This window comes from Streptomyces sp. NPDC002104 (assembly GCF_053593795.1).
In genome coordinates this window covers 1-16,698 of record NZ_JBSFDF010000088.1, presented here as the reverse complement: position 1 = coordinate 16,698, position 16,698 = coordinate 1, and the positions used below count along the sequence as shown (strand labels likewise).

At 71.8% G+C, this 16,698-nt stretch carries 15 protein-coding genes; 5 read left to right on the top strand and 10 right to left on the bottom strand.

All coding sequences use genetic code 11. The features are described from left to right. Positions 1 to 168 precede the first annotated feature (168 nt). The 7 genes from ACWCP2_RS36970 to ACWCP2_RS36940 all read right to left on the bottom strand — a co-directional run bounded on the left by ACWCP2_RS36970 (position 169) and on the right by ACWCP2_RS36940 (position 8,916). Positions 169 to 468: a hypothetical protein gene (locus ACWCP2_RS36970; protein ID WP_450912922.1), complete on the bottom strand. Its 300-nt coding sequence runs from the start codon at positions 466 to 468 to the stop codon at positions 169 to 171. Positions 469 to 623: 155 nt separating this feature from the next. Further along, positions 624 to 2,198, bottom strand: a complete 1,575-nt coding sequence (locus tag ACWCP2_RS36965; RefSeq protein WP_450912921.1) for an APC family permease — start codon at positions 2,196 to 2,198, stop codon at positions 624 to 626. A 266-nt stretch (positions 2,199 to 2,464) separates the two neighbouring features. After that, entirely contained in the window at positions 2,465 to 3,964 is a 1,500-nt protein-coding gene (locus tag ACWCP2_RS36960; RefSeq protein ID WP_450912920.1) for an aldehyde dehydrogenase family protein, read from the bottom strand. Next, positions 3,961 to 5,700: an N-acyl-D-amino-acid deacylase family protein gene (locus tag ACWCP2_RS36955; protein ID WP_450912919.1), complete on the bottom strand. Its 1,740-nt coding sequence runs from the start codon at positions 5,698 to 5,700 to the stop codon at positions 3,961 to 3,963. The genes ACWCP2_RS36960 and ACWCP2_RS36955 overlap by 4 nt, the downstream gene beginning before the upstream one ends. 215 nt (positions 5,701 to 5,915) lie before the next feature. Continuing rightward, positions 5,916 to 7,037 carry an LLM class flavin-dependent oxidoreductase gene (locus ACWCP2_RS36950; RefSeq protein WP_450912918.1) on the bottom strand — a complete coding sequence of 374 codons (1,122 nt, stop codon included), beginning with the start codon at positions 7,035 to 7,037 and terminating at the stop codon, positions 5,916 to 5,918. Positions 7,038 to 7,165: 128 nt separating this feature from the next. Then, entirely contained in the window at positions 7,166 to 7,951 is a 786-nt protein-coding gene (locus tag ACWCP2_RS36945; RefSeq protein ID WP_450912917.1) for an SDR family NAD(P)-dependent oxidoreductase, read from the bottom strand. 17 nt (positions 7,952 to 7,968) lie between these two features. Beyond that, positions 7,969 to 8,916 (bottom strand): LLM class F420-dependent oxidoreductase, encoded by a 948-nt coding sequence (locus tag ACWCP2_RS36940; protein WP_450912916.1) that lies wholly within the window; start codon positions 8,914 to 8,916, stop codon positions 7,969 to 7,971. A gap of 231 nt (positions 8,917 to 9,147) precedes the next feature. Between ACWCP2_RS36940 and ACWCP2_RS36935 the strand changes: the two genes are divergently transcribed. Further along, entirely contained in the window at positions 9,148 to 9,876 is a 729-nt protein-coding gene (locus ACWCP2_RS36935) for a transmembrane-type terpene cyclase (RefSeq protein WP_450912915.1), read from the top strand. Here the strand turns inward: ACWCP2_RS36935 and ACWCP2_RS36930 are convergent. From ACWCP2_RS36930 to ACWCP2_RS36920, 3 genes are read right to left on the bottom strand one after another with little or no spacing between them, the layout of a single operon-like run. Continuing rightward, on the bottom strand, positions 9,848 to 10,816 hold the full coding sequence (locus ACWCP2_RS36930; protein WP_450912914.1) for a L,D-transpeptidase family protein: 969 nt from the start codon (positions 10,814 to 10,816) through the stop codon (positions 9,848 to 9,850). The two genes, ACWCP2_RS36935 and ACWCP2_RS36930, sit on opposite strands and share 29 nt — an antisense overlap. A 42-nt stretch (positions 10,817 to 10,858) precedes the next feature. Then, positions 10,859 to 12,109 carry a sensor histidine kinase gene (locus tag ACWCP2_RS36925; protein ID WP_450912913.1) on the bottom strand — a complete coding sequence of 417 codons (1,251 nt, stop codon included), beginning with the start codon at positions 12,107 to 12,109 and terminating at the stop codon, positions 10,859 to 10,861. Further along, complete coding sequence (locus tag ACWCP2_RS36920) at positions 12,106 to 12,771, bottom strand: response regulator transcription factor (protein WP_450912912.1); 666 nt, start codon at positions 12,769 to 12,771, stop codon at positions 12,106 to 12,108. Before ACWCP2_RS36920 ends, ACWCP2_RS36925 begins: the two co-directional genes overlap by 4 nt. 90 nt (positions 12,772 to 12,861) lie before the next feature. On the opposite strand from ACWCP2_RS36920, the gene ACWCP2_RS36915 reads away from it, so the two are divergent. From ACWCP2_RS36915 to ACWCP2_RS36900, 4 genes are all read left to right on the top strand, one after another. Further along, entirely contained in the window at positions 12,862 to 13,377 is a 516-nt protein-coding gene (locus ACWCP2_RS36915; protein ID WP_450912911.1) for a hypothetical protein, read from the top strand. After that, entirely contained in the window at positions 13,374 to 14,576 is a 1,203-nt protein-coding gene (locus ACWCP2_RS36910; protein WP_450912910.1) for a peptidoglycan-binding protein, read from the top strand. Before ACWCP2_RS36915 ends, ACWCP2_RS36910 begins: the two co-directional genes overlap by 4 nt. Then, entirely contained in the window at positions 14,573 to 15,283 is a 711-nt protein-coding gene (locus ACWCP2_RS36905) for an ABC transporter ATP-binding protein (RefSeq protein ID WP_450912909.1), read from the top strand. Before ACWCP2_RS36910 ends, ACWCP2_RS36905 begins: the two co-directional genes overlap by 4 nt. A gap of 137 nt (positions 15,284 to 15,420) precedes the next feature. Next, the gene (locus tag ACWCP2_RS36900; protein ID WP_450912908.1) at positions 15,421 to 16,536 is read left to right on the top strand and encodes an ABC transporter permease; all 1,116 of its coding nucleotides are present in this window, start codon (positions 15,421 to 15,423) and stop codon (positions 16,534 to 16,536) included. Positions 16,537 to 16,698 lie beyond the last annotated feature (162 nt).

The following is a 16,698-nucleotide window of genomic DNA, read 5'->3' as shown; positions in this document are numbered from 1 at the left end:
GCCGGCCGCCCCGGGCGGGGGCGCGGCTGCGGCCCGTGGTGGGGGACGGCCACGAAGCCCCCGTACGCGGCCCGGCGGCACGCGGGGCGGCCACGGCGGCCGGGCGGCCGGGGGTCCCGCCGGGCCCCTGCGGCCCGTACGCGGGCGGGTCCTGACCCCTGCCCGGGCTCAGCCGTTCTTCACCTTCGGCGGCTTCGGCAGCCCGTTGGACAGCGCGGTCCCGGCTCCGCCGAGGGAGGCGTCGGTCGCCTTCGAGGCGGATCCGGCGGCCGAGGCGGTGATCTCCACGGCCGTCTTCGCGTCCTTGACGGCGCCGCCGGGGTGGTCGACGATCTCGCCGACGCGCTGAGTGATCGGGGGCCCCTGGATGGCGGGCTCGTCGGCGGCGTGCGCGACGGCGGGGCTGAGGGCGAGGGCCGCTCCTCCGGTCAGGACGAGGGCGGTGAGGCTGCGCTTGATGGCGTTCATGCCCGGCCCAACGACCCCGCGCACCCCCGGGTCACCGCCGGGGCCCCACCCACTGCGCCGACCGGCGAACGCCCGCGGCCCCGGATCGGAGGATCGATCCGGGGCCGCGGGCGTGCATGACACAGCGGGAGGGGTGGGGGCGCGGGGCCCCGGGGTCAGTCCTGGACCACCAGGGACGGGGTGGACTTCGTCAGGATCTGGCCGCGGAAGAAGGCCGGGCTGCGGCGTTCGGTGACGAACATGACGACCAGGCCGAGAGCCAGCAGGCCGACGCCGATGATGAAGACGCTGCCGACGCCGAGGACCGTGGAGCCGGAGCCGTAGGACGGGTTCCACATGTCGATCAGGGTCTTGAAGAAGACCGTGGCGAGGAGCAGGCCGCCCAGGACCGGGAAGACGCCCTTGAAGAAGAGGTCGCGGGTGGACTTGCGCAGGTCGCCGCGGAAGTACCAGGCGCAGGCGAAGGCCGTCAGCGAGTAGTAGAAGCAGATCATCAGGCCGAGCGCGAAGATCGTGTCGGTGAGGACGTTCTCGCTGATCAGGGTCATCACGGTGTAGAAGACGCCGGTCGCGACGCCCGCCATGATCGTGGCGCGGCCGGGGGTCTTGAACTTCGGGTGGACCTTGGCGTAGGAGGGCGGCAGCGCCTCGTACGTGGACATGGCCAGGACCGTGCGGGCCACCGGGATGAAGGTGGTCTGCAGGGAGGCCGTCGCGGAGGCCAGGACGGCGACGAAGAGCAGGATGCCGAGCATCGGGCCCATGACGGGGCCGGCGAGGGCGGCGAAGACGTTGTCGGAGGTCTCGGGGTTGCCGAGGCCGAGGCCGGCGGTGCCGGAGCCGACGGCCATCTGGGCGGCGATGCCCGTGGCCAGGTAGGAGCCGACGAGGACGACCATCGCGATGAGCGAGGCGCGGCCGGGGGTCTTCGCGGAGCCGGTGGTCTCCTCGTTGGTGGCCAGGCAGGCGTCCCAGCCCCAGTACATGAAGATCGAGAGCGAGAGTCCGGCGGTGAAGGCCGCCATGGACTCGACCGCGAAGGGGTTCATCCACTGCCAGGAGAAGTCCAGGCCGGTGTCGAAGCTGCCCGCGGAGGCCTTCTGGAAGGCCATCGCCACGAAGATGGCGAGGACGGCGAGCTGGAGGCCGACCAGGGCGTACTGGACGCCCTTGGTGGCGGTCATGCCGCGGTAGCTGATGGCGGTCGCGGCGGCGATGAGGGTGAGGCAGGTGGCGATGTGGACGAGCTTGTTGTCGTCCAGGGCGGAGATCGACGGGTTGTTCGTGATCTCGCCGGCCAGCAGCCAGAAGTAGGAGGTGGCGACGCCGGCCAGGTTGGACAGCACGATGATCGTGGCGATCACCAGGCCCCAGCCGCACATCCAGCCGATCCGCGGGCCGAAGGCCTTGACGGTCCAGGTGAAGGAGGTGCCGCAGTCCGGCATGGCCTTGTTGAGCTCGCGGTACGCGAAGGCGACCAGCAGCATCGGGAGGAAGCCGGCCAGGAAGACGGCCGGCATCTGGACGCCGACCTCACCGGCGGTGGAGCCGAGGGTGGAGGTCAGGCAGTAGACCGGGGCGACGGTGGAGATGCCGATGACGGCGCTTCCCACGAGGCCGACGGAGCCCTTGCCGAGGCCCTTGCCCCGTACGTCACCGTCGGAGCCACCCCGGGGGGTGGCTCCGTTTACCGTGTCTCCGGCCCGGGGCCGAACGTCCAGCTGTGTCATACCTCAGGACGTTAGACGCTGCGTTTTCCACATCTGGAGGACTTACGTCCGGATTCCCACACGGCCAAAGCCCTTGGAATCTTGAGGTCGAGACTCTTCATGAGGATGTAATACAAGGTTCACAGGCCCGCCGATCATCGTTTCGGCAAGCCTGGACCTTTTATTTCGCGATGCGGAAACCGCAGCACTGTCCGTTTTGACCGGTTTCAAACTTTCCGAGTCAATATTTGGTCAAGCGCAGACATTCCTGGTGCGGGCGTGCTCGGTCAGGCCCAGACGATCGACTGCATCTCGCTGTAGGCGTGCAGTGCGTACGAACCCACGTCCCGGCCCACCCCGGACCGCTTGAAGCCGCCGAACGGCGCCTCCATGTTCCGCCCGATCGTGTTCACGCCGACCCCGCCCGCCCGCAGCCGCCGCGCCACCCGGAAGGCGCGCGCCGCGTCCGCGGACCACACGTAGCTGATCAGGCCGAAGTCGCTGTCGTTGGCCAGCGCCACCGCCTCGTCCTCCTCCCCGTCGAAGGGGACGACCACGACCACCGGACCGAAGATCTCCTCCCGGACCACCCGCATGTCGTTCGTGCAGTCGACGAGGAGGGTCGGGGCCACGTAGAAGCCCTTGCCCGAGGCAGCGCCTTCACCGACCACCGGGCGCTCGCCGCCGAAGGCGATCCGCGCGCCCTCCTTCTTCCCCAGCTCGATGTACGACTCCACGCGGTCCCGGTGCGCCGCCGAGATGACCGGGCCCACCACGGTGCCGCGCACCGCCGGGTCCCCGACCTTCATGAAGGCCAGGTAGCCCTGGAGCTTCTCCACGAGCTGCTCGTACACCGAGCGGTGCGCGATGACCCGGGTCGGAGCCGTGCAGATCTGCCCGGAGTAGAAGGAGAAGGTGGTGCCGATGCCCATCACCGCCGCGTCCAGGTCGGCGTCCGCGAGCACGATCGCCGCGCCCTTGCCGCCGAGCTCCATCAGCTGCCGCTTCATCGTGCGGCCGCAGACCTCCGCGATGCGCTGCCCCACGCCCGTGGAGCCGGTGAAGGACACCATGTCCACGTCCGGCGAGTCCACGGCCGCCTCGCCGACCTCCACCGAGGTGCCGGAGACCACGTTCACCACGCCCGCCGGGACCCCGGCCTCGTGCAGGGCCTGCGCCATCCGGAACACCGACAGCGGGTCCTGCGGCGCCGGCTTGACCACCACGGTGTTGCCCATGGCCAGCGCCGGGGCCACCTTGCCCGCCGGGTTCGCCCACGGGTTGTTGTACGAGGTGATGCAGGTGACGACGCCGACCGGCTGGCGGACCTCCAGCGCGCCGAGGATGCTCGCCGCCCCCATCGGGCCCGCGTCGGTGACCTGGGGCGGCAGCCCTCGCTCGACCGGTTCCAGCGCGCCCTTCGCGTACCGGCGGAAGCGGGCCACGCCCACCCCGACCTGCATGCCGCGCGCGATCCCGGTGGGGGCGCCCGTCTCGGCCTGGGCCAGCGCCGACCAGGGCTCGTACTCGCGCTGGATGATGTCCGCGGCCCGGTCCAGGATCGCGGCCCGCTCCTCCGGCCGCGTCCGGGACCAGCCCTCGAAGGCGGCGGCCGCGGCGCGCGCCGCGTCCTCGACCTGGCCGCGCGAGGCCTCGGGGGCCAGACCGACGACGGATTCGTCGGCCGGGTTGACCACCTCGTAGTGCCCGCCGGCCGGCTCGACCCACTCGCCGCCGATGTAGAGCCTCTGAGGCGCGTGCTTCTGGGGGGTGTCGGATGCGGTCATCGCGTGCTCACCGTCCTGGTGTCCCGGCCCGAACGGAGCACGATCCCGGGGATCGCCCCCGTGACCTCGTCGTCGCGGATGGTCTCCACGCCGTTGACGCGTACGGACACCATGCCGATCGCCCGCGCGTCCAGCCGCGGGCTGTCCCCGGGCAGGTCGTGCACGAGCGTCGCGGGTCCCGCCTCGATCCGCTCCGGGTCGAAGAGCACCAGGTCCGCGTGGTAGCCCTCGGTGATCCGGCCGCGCTCGCGCAGCCCGAACAGCTGGGCCGGGTCGTCGGTGAGCATCCGTACCGCCTGCTCCAGCGGCACCAGCTTGCGGCCGCGCAGGCAGTCGCCGAGGAACCGGGTCGTGTACGGGGCTCCGCACATGCGGTCCAGGTGGGCGCCGGCGTCGGAGCCGCCGAGCATGACGTCCTCGTGCTGCCAGGTCTCGGCGCGCAGCGCCCAGCTCGCCGGGTCGTTGTCGGTGGGCATGGGCCACAGCACCGTACGCAGGTCGTCGTTGGCGCAGATCTCCACCAGGCACTGGAAGGCGTCCTGGCCGCGCTCCGCCGCGATGTCGTTGACGACGCGGCCGGACAGGCCCTCGTTGGCCTCGCTGTAGGTGTCGCCGATGACGTAGCGGCCGAAGTTCGCCAGGCGCCGGAAGACCCCGGCCTCCTTGCTGGCCGCGCGGACCAGCATCTCGGCGCGCACGTCGGCGTCGCGCAGCTTCGCGATGCGCTCGGGGACGGGCAGGCCCAGGATCTCGCCCCAGCCGGGGATGAGGTTGAGGGCGCAGAAGGTGCCGAGCGACATGTTCATGGGGGTCAGGATCGGCATCGTCAGCGCGACGATGCGGCCGCCGGCCTTGCGGGCGCGCTCGCTGGGGATCAGCTGGCGCGGCACGCGCTCGGGGACGGAGGCGTCGATGGTGAGCACGTTCCAGTTCAGGGGCCGTCCGGCGGCCGCGCTCATCTCGACGAAGAGGTCGATCTCCTCGTCGGCGAACTGGTCGAGGCAGCCCGCGACGATGGCTTCGAGCTGGGTGCCCTCGTGCTCGGCGACCGCCCGGGAGAGCGCGAGGAGCTCCTCGGGCTTGGCGTGCCGGGAGGCGACGGGGGCGCCGGAGCCGTCGGAGTGGGTGGAGGACTGGGTGGTCGACAGGCCCCAGGCGCCGGCGTTCATGGCGTCGTGGAACAGGTCGAGCATCGCCTGCATCTGCGCGTCGCTCGGCTGACCGCCGACGGCGTCCTCGCCCATGACGTGCCGGCGCAGCGCGCAGTGGCCGACCATGAAGCCGGCGTTGACGGCGATGCGGCCGTCGAGGGCGTCGAGGTACTCGCCGAAGGTGGACCAGGTCCAGTCGACGCCCTCTTCGAGGGCCTTGAGCGCCATGCCCTCGACCTTGCTCATCATGCGGCGGGTGTAGTCGGCGTCCTCGGGGCGGGCCGGGTTGAGGGGGGCCAGGGTGAATCCGCAGTTGCCGCCCGCGACGGTGGTCACTCCGTGGTTCATGGAGGGGGTCGCGTAGGGGTCCCAGAAGAGCTGCGCGTCGTAGTGCGTGTGGGGGTCGATGAACCCGGGGGTGAGGACGAGGCCGGTGGCGTCCTCGGTGGTGGTGGCCTCTTCGGTCACGGTGCCGGGCTCGGCGATGACGGCGATGCGGCCGTCGCGTATCCCTACGTCGGCTACGCGAGCCGGGGCGCCCGTCCCGTCCACGACGGTGGCGCCCTTGATCAGGTGGTCGAGCATGACGTCCTCTCTGCCGGTGTTCGCGTTGCGCGCCGTCTCCCGGGGCCCCGCCCCGGACCCCCGGGGGCCGGTCCCCGGCAGCGGCGCCGCACGGGGACCGCCGCGAGCCCCGGTCGGGGGTCCTGGGGCCGGCCGCGGCCACGGATGGACCTCCGGCCGGGGCCGGTTGCGGGGCGGCGGTCCGGGAAGACGCCGCCCCCGTTTCCCCCGCCGGGTCAGACGGCCTGGCGGAAGCGCGTGGTGCGGTGCACCGGGTCGGTGTCGATGTGCGGGATGACGTGCTCGCCGATGAGCTTGATGGTGGTCATCGTGTCCTCGGGCGAGACGCCGGTCGGCAGGCCGAAGGAGAGCTGGTCGGCGCCGGCCTCCTCCCAGCGCTTGCACTGGGCGCGGACCTCGGAGGGGTCGCCGCAGATGAGCAGCTCCTCCTCGATGAGGAGCTCGACGATCTCCGCGTTGTACTCGGGGAGGATCTCGGGCCACTCGGGGATGATCTCGGGGCGCGGGAAGGTGTCGTGGTAGCGGAAGACCAGCGACTGGAAGCGGTTCATGTTGGCGTTGACGGCGATCTCGACGGCCTTGTCGTGGGTCTCGGCGCAGATCGCGGTCGAGGTGACCATGACGTTGTCGTTGACGAAGGCGCCGATGGCCTTCGCCTCCTGGATCGCGGTCTTGTACTGGTCGAGGACCCAGGCCATGTCGGAGACCTTCTGGACGCTGAAGCCGAGGACTCCGAGGCCCTTCTTGGCCGCCATGGCGTACGAGGCCGGGGAGCCGGCGGCGTACCACATGGCCGGGTGGCCCTTGCCGTACGGCTTGGGGAAGATCTTGCGCGGCGGGAGCGACCAGTGCTTGCCCTGGAACCCCTCGTACTCCTCCTGGAGGAACATCTTGGGGAACTCCGCGATGGTCTCCTCCCAGATCTCCTTGGTCCCGTCCATGTTCTCGATGCCGGGGAGGAAGCCGAGGATCTCGTGGCTGCCGGCGCCGCGGCCGGTGCCGAACTCGAAGCGCCCCTTGGAGAGGTGGTCGAGCATGGCGACCTTCTCGGCCACCTTGACGGGGTGGTTGACCGGGGCGAGGGGGTTGAAGATGCCCGAGCCGAGGTGGATGCGCTCGGTGGCGTGAGCGAGGTACCCGAGGAACACCTCGTTCGCCGAAAGGTGCGAGTACTCCTCCAGGAAGTGGTGCTCGGAGGCCCAGGCGTACTTGAACCCGGACTTGTCCGCCTGGATGACGTATTCGGTCTCCTCGATCAGCGCCTTGTGCTCTGCCTCGGGGTCGACCTTGGACCGTGCCTCAGGCACGTATCCCTGCACAAAGAGCCCGAATTCCAAGGGGATTCACCGTCCTTCTGTTTCTGACGTTGCGTCAGATTCGATGTCACGACTGTTCCATCGCGGGGGCGGGAGCGTCAATACCTGACGCTCCATCAGATACGGTCGGGGGGGGCGCGGCCGGGCCGCTAGGCGATGCTGACGCCCGCCATCCAGCCGCCGTCGATCACGAACGGCTGGCCGGTGATGTACGAGGAGTCCTCGCTGGTCAGGAACAGCGCCAGCTTGGCTATCTCCTCCGGCTGACCCACCCGGCCCATCGGCACCACGCGCTTGTAGAGCTCCGCCATGGCGTCCCGGGCCTCCTGCGGCAGGTCCGCCGGGTTCGTGTTCCCGGGCGTGGCCATCGCGGTGTCCACGGCCCCCGGGCACATCGCGTTGACCCGGATGTTCTTCGCCGCCAGCTCCAGCGCGGCCACCCGGGTCAGGCCGAGGATCGCCGCCTTCGTCGCCGCGTACGTGCCCACGTACGCCATGCCCGTCAGGCCGGTGTACGAGGAGGTGTTCACGATCGTGCCGCCGCCGGCCGCCTCGATCTCCGGGGCCACCGACTTGATGCCGAGGAAGGCGCCGACCTGGTTGACCTGCACCACCTGCTGGAACTCCTCCAGCGGGGTCGCGGTCAGCTCGTTGAAGCGCAGGATGCCCGCGTTGTTGACCAGGCCGTTGACCTCGCCGAAGGCCTCCTTGGCCGCCGCGACGGCGGCCGCCCAGTCCTCTTCCCGGCTCACGTCCAGCCGTACGTACCGGGCCCGGTCCTCGCCGATCTCCTTGGCGACCGCCGCACCCTGCTCGTCCAGCACGTCGCCCAGGAGCACCTTGGCGCCCTCCGCCGCGAAGAGCCGGGCCTCCTGCTCGCCCTGGCCGCGTGCGGCACCGGTGATGATGACGACGCGTCCGTCCAACTTGCCCATGCCGTACCCCTAGGTCGCTAGTCGTTGAGGAGCGGGCCCACTTCGGACCCGAAAGCCGTGATCTGGTCGATGAGTTCGGCCCGGTCGCGGTTGCGGAAGCGGACCTGGATCTGGTCGATGCCGATCGCCTTGTACGCGCGCAGCGACTCGGCGAGCGCCTCCGCCTTGCCGGTGAGGGTGCGCCGGCCGGTCTCCCAGCCGGGCTCGCCGACGTACAGCGGGGCGGTGATCGCACCGAACTCCACGGGCCCCGTGACCCCGGCCTCGGCGCGCAGCTCCCTGATCCGGGCGATCTGCGCGGGGAGCTTGTCGAGCGGGTCGCCCTGCGGGAGCCAGCCGTCGCCGCGCACGGCGGCCCGGCGGACGGCGGCCGGCGAGGAGCCGCCCACCCAGACGGGGATCCGGGACTGGACGGGCCGGGGCAGCTGCCCGAGGTCCTTGAAGGAGAACAGCTCGCCCTCGAACTCCGGGTACTCCTCGGGGCCGAGCGCGGCGCGCAGCGCGTCGAGGGTCTCGTCGAGGACGGCCCCGCGGCGCGCGAAGTCCACGCCGAGCACCTCGAACTCCTCCTTCACGTGCCCGGCGCCGACGCCGAGGATCAGCCGGCCGCCGGAGAGGTGGTCCACGGTGGCGTACTGCTTGGCGCTGAGCAGCGGGTGGCGCAGGCCCAGGATCGCGACGTGGCTGAGCAGCCGCACGTTCTCGGTGATCCCGGCCAGGAAGGAGAGGGTGGCGATCGGGTCGTACCAGATGGTGCTCATGGGGCCGGCCATGTGCCGCGGGATGGCGACGTGGTCGCAGGTGGCGACGTAGCCGAAGCCGGCCCGGTCGGCCGCCCGCGCGACCGCGGCGAGATCGGCCGCGCCGGCCGTCGCCTCCCAGGGTTCTGCGTAGATGGTGCTCTGCGACTGGATCGGGAGCTGCATCCCGTAGACCAGCCGACCTTCAGGAAACACGCGCGCCATGGGCCGTACCCGCCTCGTCCTCGACTGCCGATTCGTCATACCGGTGCGGGGGCCATCGTCGTAGCTGACGGGTCGTCAGGCAAGGGGTCGGCCGTGCCCGGTGCCCCCGGAAGCCGTCTTGCACGGCGGGGGCACCGGCCGGGCGACCCCGGCCCCGCCGGGCGGCCGGCCGCCGGCCCCCGCGGGCCGCGGGGATGTCCGAATCCGGGCCGCCCCGCTAGGGTGCCGCGCGTGGATCTATTTCTGACGCTGGTCAGCGGGGTGGCGTGGACCACCGTGTACGTCGAGGCCATCCGGGTCGGGCTGCGGGACCGGACGTACGCGATGCCCGTCGCCGCGCTCGCGCTGAACTTCGCGTGGGAATCGACCTACGCGGTACGCGAGTTCAGCGTGGGAGTCTCCGCCCAGGGTGTCGTCAACGTGGTGTGGGCCCTCGCCGACATCGTCATCGTGTACACGTATCTGCGCTACGGGCGGGCCGAGTTGCCCGGCTTCGTGACCCGGCCGCTGTTCGCCGTCTGGACGGCTCTGCTGTTCGCGAGCGCCTTCGCCGTGCAGTGGCTCTTCCTCGCCCACTTCGGCCACCACGACGCGAGCCGCTACTCGGCGTTCCTGCAGAACCTGCTGATGTCCGGGCTGTTCGTCGCCTTCTACGCGAGCCGGCGCGGCCGGCTCGGACAGTCCCTGGTCATCGCGGTCGCCAAGTGGCTCGGCACGCTCGCGCCCACCATCCTCTTCGGTGTCATCGAGGACGCCCCGTTCATCCTGGGGCTGGGGGTGCTCTGCGCCGTCTTCGACCTGGCGTACATCGCGCTGCTGGCGCGCGATCCGGCGTCGGCGGCGGGGGATGGGGCGGGGGATGCGGCGGGGGCCGGGGCTGGCGCCGGCGCTGGGTCTGGCGCTGGTGCCGGGTCCGGCGCGGGCGGGCCCGTCAGAAGCCCTTCGGCCCCATCACGATGACCGGCTTCGCCGCCGGGTCGAGGGTCGACAGGACCTTCTGCATGGCGGCCTTCGGGATGCCCACGCAGCCCTGCGACGGGCCGTCGTGGTCCACGTGGAGCCAGATGTTGCCGCCCTTCTCCTCGCCCTCGGGCTTCGTCGGGTCGAGCGGACTCACCCCCACCTTGCGGTTGAAGTCGATGGCGACGACATAGTCGAAGGAGCCGCGCAGCGACTCCCCGTTGACCCCGCGGCCCCCCGCCACGAAGCCGGTGTCCTGGTCGTACGGGAACTTCGTGCCCTCCGGCTTCGCCAGCAGCCCGCCCGCGTCGGTCAGCGCGAACACGCCCTCGGGGGAGGTCAGGTCCCCGTACGTACGTTCCGTGGACCAGCCCTTGGCTCCGTTGCGCGCGGGCCAGGTGTCGCTCTTCAGCCAGTCGGCGCCGGCCGCCGGGCGGGTGTACAGGGCCGCGGTGGACTCCGAGGAGTCCTTCGCCTTCCCGGTGACCAGGATCAGCTGGCGGGCGTCCGCGGGGATCTTCGCCCGGGTCCGCTCGCTGACCTCGGGCAGGCCCTGGAAGGGGTCGCGTTCGGCCGCCCGCGCGGCCCGCTCCCCGGCCGGCGGCCGGGCATCGGCGGCCGTCGGGGCGGCGGCGTTGGCCGGCGGCTCGTACGCCAGGTACGCCCAGGCCGCGCCGAAGCCGAGCAGACCCAGGGCCGCCGCGAAGGCCAGCGGGCGCGAGCCGCGCGGCCCCCGGGCCCGGTCGGCGCGCCGCGCACCGCCGGCCCGGGCGCGCCGGGTCGGGCGGCTCTGGCGGGCCGGGCGCGTCGGACTGGCCGGGCTCGTCGGGCCGGTGGGGCTGGTCGGGCCGGTGGGGCTGGTCGGGCTCGTCTGGCCGGTCGCACCGGGTGTGCGGGACGGACGGATCGCGCGGGAGCCGGCTCGGGCGTGCTTGCTCATTGACCCGACCGTACACAGCCGATCTTCATTTTTGTTGACCGGTCAAGCGCCCGGCGTTTCCCCGGCGCGTCGCGCGGCCGGCGGCCCGGCCGGGAACCAGACCCGGACCATCAGCCCGCCGCCCGGCGCCGGGTTGGCCCGGGCCGTCAGTTCCGCGCCGTGCGCCCGCGCGATCGACGCCACGATCGAGAGCCCCAACCCGGCGCCCTCGCCCGCCGTGTGCTGCCGCTCCGCCCGCCGCCGGAAGGGCTCCAGCAGCCGCGGTACGTCCCGCGGATCGATCACCGGACCGGTGTTGGAGACCGTCAGCACCCCCTCCCGGGAGACCGTCACCTCCAGGCGGCCGCCCGCCCGGTTGTGACGTACGGCATTGGCCAGCAGATTCCGTACGAGGTGCCCGAGCAGGGTCCGGTCGCCCGCGACGGTCAGCGGCGCGAGGTCCCGTACGACGAGGAGGTCCTGAGGGACCGTCGGCTCGACGGCCGCCAGCTCCGCCTCCGCGATCCCCGACAGGTCCACCGGCTCCGACGTGTCCAGGCCCTCCTCCGAGACCGCGAGCAGGAGCAGCGACTCCACGAGGTGCTGACTGGAATCCGCCACCTCGATGAGCTTCGAGCGGATCCGCGCCACCTTCTGCGGCGTCGGCTCCCCCGCCAGCCCGATCTCCGCGGCCGCCCGCTGGACGGCCAGGGGGGTGCGCAGCTCGTGGGCGGCGTTCGCGGCGAACCGGCGCTGCGCCCCGACCAGGTCCTCCATCCGGTCGAGCATCCCGTCGAAGGTGTCCGCGAGCTGCTTGAGTTCGCCGGGCGGGGCCTTGAGGCCGATCCGCTCGTGGAGGTTGGCGCCGGACAGGCGGCGGGCCGTCTCGGTGATCACGCCGAGGGGGCGCAGGACGCGGCCGGCCATCCACCAGGCGAGCCACATGGACAGGACGGCGAAGACGGCGAGGGCGATGAGGGAGACGATCAGCAGCTCGTGGAGGGTGGCCTGCTCGACGGCGTTGGTCAGCTTGCGGGTGGCCCGCCACTGTTCGAGCTGTTCGGGGGTGGGGGTGGCTCCGGGGTCGAGCTGCTCGGCGGGGACCGGCACGCGCTGGCCGGGGACCGCGGGGGGCGGGGTGCCCTTCGTGGCCGGGACGAAGGTGGTGGTGGTGACGGCCCCGCTGATGCGCCCGTAGAGGCCGTTGCGCAGCAGGATGTTGATCAGGGTGATGAGGCCGCCGCCCGCGAGGAGCAGCAGGGAGCCGTAGAGGACCGTGAGACGGGCGCGCTCGGAATGGAGCACTGCTCTCATCGTGGATCACCGATCCGGTATCCGGCGCCCGGAACGGTGTCGATCAGGGGCGGCTCCCCCAGCTTCGCCCGCAGCTTGCTCAGGGTCACCCGTACCGCGTTGGTGCTGTACGAGGTGTCCTCCTCCCACACCTGCTCGATGAGGTCGTCGCTGCTCAGCACCGCGCCCTCGGCGCGCAGCAGCGCCTCCAGGACGGCGAACTCCTTGCGGGAGAGCGACAGCCTGTGCCCCTCGCGGGTGGCGGTGCGCCGCGCGACGTCCACCGCCACCCCCGCCCGCTCCAGCACCGGCGGCAGCGCCGGCTGGGCGCGCCGCCCGAGCGCCAGGACGCGGGCGAGCAGCTCGTCGTAGGCGAAGGGCTTGGTGAGGTAGTCGTCGGCGCCGAGGCCCAGGCCCTCCACCCGGTCCCGTACGGTCCCGGAGGCCGTCAGCATCAGGACGCGGGTCAGCAGCCGCTCGCGCACCACCTGGCGGCAGACCTCGTCGCCGTGCAGGCCGGGCAGGTCCCGGTCGAGGATCAGGACGTCGTACGCGCCCAGGCGCAGGCGGCTCAGGGCCTCCAGGCCGTCGCTCGCCTCGTCCACGGCCAGCGCGTCGCGGCGCAGCCCCTCGGCGATCATCTCCCGTAGGAACTCCTCGTCCTCCACCACCAGAACTCGCATGGCGTCCTCTTTACCGGACGGGGACATTTCGCCGTTGTAAGCACGAGCCGTTAGAGAAGCGAAACCCGCCCTTCGCGCAGTCTCGGGCCCATGAAGCGATCCACGACCATGACCACGGCCGCGCTCCTCACCGGCCTCACCCTCTTCGTCACCGCGTGCACGGGCGGCGCCGGCGGCTCGGACGAGAAGTCCGACAAGAAGGAGAACAGCTCCTCGCAGTCCGGCGGCTCGGGCGGCTCGGGCGGCGGCACGGACGCCGACAACGCCCTCAAGCTGCGCAAGTGCCTGCGCGACAACGGCGTCGACGCTCCCGACCCGAAGCCCGGCGAGGACCCGCGCGGGATGACGGTGGGTTCGGGCGCGGACCCGGAGGCGATGAAGAAGGCCATGGAGAAGTGCGGGATGAAGGGCCCCGGCTCCGGCGGCGAGATCTCGCAGGCCGAGAAGGACAATGCCCTCGCCCAGGCCAAGTGCATGCGGGACAACGGCTTCGACATGCCGGACCCGGAGTTCAACGGGGGTGCGAGGTCGGCGACGAACATCCCCGACGGCGTCGACAAGGACAAGTTCATGGACCAGCTCAACAAGTGCGGCGCGGACAAGTGAGCAGGCGCACGAAGTGGGTCCTGGGCTCGCTGGTCGTCGTACTCGCCGTCACCGGCGGCGGGTACGCGGTCGTGGCCCAGCCGGGGACGGACGGCAGCGGCTCGCAGCAGGACCGCTCGGACGGGCTGCCGGGCGCGACGTCGCCGGTCACCCGCGGCGACCTGAGCTCCGGGATCAAGGTCGACGGGACGCTCGGCTTCGCGAAGGAGCGCAAGCTCAACGCGGTGGGGGCGGGTGGGACGGGTGGGATCGGTGGGACCGGTGGCACAGGCGGAGCCCCCGGCGCGGGCGGGGCGGGCTCCGGCGCACCTGACGCGGGCTCCGGCCCCGGCTCCGCGACCCTGACCTGGGTGGCCGCCGCCGGCTCCTCCGTGGAGCGCGACGGCAAGCTCTACGAGGTCAACGGCAAGCCGGTGCGCCTGATGTACGGCACCACCCCCATGTACCGGTCCCTGAAGTCCGGGGACAAGGGCGAGGACGTCAAACAGCTCAAGCAGAACCTCCAGGCCCTCGGCTTCGGCACCGGCCTCGACACCTCCGACGGCACCTTCACCGACGGCACGGTCACCGCCGTCAAGCGCTGGCAGAAGTCCCACAAGGTCAAGGAGACGGGCGAGGTCGGCAAGGACGACATCGCCTTCGCCTCCGGACCCCAGCGGATCCAGAAGAACGACATGGCCGTCGGCGACGAGGCCGCCGCCGGCAAGCCCGTCATGACCCTGACCGGCACAGAGCGGATGGTCCGCCTGCAACTGGACGTGACCAAGGCGGGCAAGGCCAAGACCGGCGACCCGGTGACCGTCACCCTGCCCGGCGGCGGCACCGCCAACGGCAAGATCACCTCGATCGGCGCCACCGCCAACGGCGACGACCCGTCCTCGGGCGGGGGCGGCCCGGGCGGCGGCGACAAGAAGCCGAAGGTCGACGTCGAGATAGCCCTCGACAAGCCCTCCGAGGCCACGGGCCCCGACCAGTCCCCCGTCACGGTGAACCTGACGGGCGAGGTCCGCAAGGGAGTCCTCTCCGTACCGGTCAACTCGCTCCTCGCCCTCGCCGAAGGCGGCTTCGGAGTCCAGGTCGTCGAGAACGGCACGGTCCGCGAGGTCAAGGTCGAGCTCGGCATGTTCGGCAAGGGCAGGGTGGAGGTGAAGGGGGACGCCCTCAAGGAGGGCATGCTCGTGGGAGTCCCCGCGTCATGAACGAGCACGCCCACGCGGTCGTGGAACTGACCGGCGTCACCAAGGAGTACCCCGGCGGGGTCGCGGCCCTGCGCGGAGTCGACCTCACCGTCATGAACGGCGAGCTCCTCGGCATCGTCGGCCCCTCGGGCTCCGGCAAATCCACCCTCCTGCACATCGTCGGCACCCTGGACCGGCCCACCGCCGGCCGGGTCGCCATCGCCGGCCACGACATCGCGAGCCTCTCCGACCGCGCCCTGTCCGCGCTGCGCTCCCGGCACGTCGGCTTCGTCTTCCAGTCCTTCCACCTCGTCCCCGGCATCAGCGCCCGCGCCAACGTCGCCGAGGGCCTGCTCTACTCCGGCCTCTCCCGCACCGAACGCGGGCGGCGGGCGGAACGCGCCCTGGAGCGCGTCGGCCTCGGCGACCGCATGGACCACCGGCCCCACGAACTGTCCGGCGGGCAGAAGCAGCGCGTGGCGATCGCCCGCGCGGTGGCGGGCGAACCGGACCTGCTGCTCGCCGACGAGCCGACGGGCGCCCTGGACACGGCGTCCGGCGAGTCGGTGATGGAACTGCTGCACGAGCTCAACCAGGACGGGGCCACCATCGCCGTGATCACCCACGACAACGAGATCGCGGCGAGCCTGCCCCGCCAGGTCCGTATCCGCGACGGCGAGATCGTGGCCGACCTGTGGAGCGCGGACGCGCTGGGGGTGGACGCGTAGTGTCCTCCCGTACCCGTACCCGTACCACTACCCGTAGCCGTAGCCGTACCAGTGCGCGCAACCGCAAGCTGTCTCCGCCGCGCCTCGGCCCCCGGGACGTGTTCCACGTCGGCTCGGCGGGGCTGCGCTCGCGGCCCATGCGCGTGTTCCTGTCGGCGCTCGGGATCGCGATCGGCATCGCGACGATGATCGCGGTCGTCGGCATCTCCTCGTCGAGCCAGGCCAAGCTGCTCCAGGAACTCGACAAGCTCGGCACGAACATGCTGGTCGCGACCCCCGCCCCGTCGATGTTCTCGGGACAGGACACCAAGCTGCCGAAGGACGCCCCGGGCATGATCGCCCGGATCGGCGGAGTGGAATCGGTGGGCACGACGGGCGACGTGAAGGAGTCCGTCCGCCGCAGCGAGAACATCCCCGAGGAGGAGACGAACGGCATCGCCCTCAAGGCGGCGAAGGACGACCTCCTGAAGACGCTGCGGGCCCGGATGCACAGCGGAAGCTGGCTCAACGACGCGACGGGCCGCTACCCGTCCGTGGTCCTCGGCCACGTCACCGCCGAGCGCCTGGGCATCACGGGGCCGGGTGGACAGGTGTTCATCGGCGGCCGGTACTTCACCGTCATCGGCGTCCTGGACCCCATTCCGCTCGCACCGGAGATCGAACGCTCGGCGCTCATCGGCTGGGACGCCGCGCAGAGCCTCCTGGGCTTCGACGGCCATCCGACGTCCGTCTACGAACGCTCCGCCGACGACCGCGTCCAGGAGGTCCGGGGCCTCGTCGCCAAGGCGGCCAACCCCGAGAGCCCGAGCACGGTAGCGGTCACGGACCCGTCGGCGGCCCTCCAGGCGAAGGCCGCCACCGAGGGCGCCTTCAGCACCCTCCTCCTCGGCCTGGGCGGCATCGCCCTGCTGGTCGGCGGGGTCGGAGTGGCCAACACGATGATCATCTCGGTCCTGGAACGCCGCCACGAGATCGGCCTGCGCCGCTCCCTGGGCGCCACCAAGGGCCAGATCCGCATCCAGTTCGTCACGGAGTCCCTGCTCCTGTCGGGCCTGGGCGGCCTGGCGGGCATCGCACTCGGCGGCGCAGCCACGGCGATCTACGCCCAGGCCGGCGACCTCCCCTGGGTGGTCCCCCTCTGGGCGGTAACGGGCGGCTTCGCAGCCACCCTGGCCATCGGCACGGTGGCAGGCCTCTACCCAGCGGTCCGCGCGGCAAGGCTGTCACCGACACTGGCGCTGTCGGCGGGGTGAGGGGGGCCCGCAGGGCCTGAGCTGCGGGTTGGTCCTTGGCTGCGTGAGGTTCCGGGGGGATCCCGGAAGTCCAGTGTCCTTTCGGTGCGGGCCGGTCCCTCAAGGGCGCTCCCTGCGGTCGCGTCGCTTCGCGATGGCCTTCGGCCACCCTTGACCGACCGA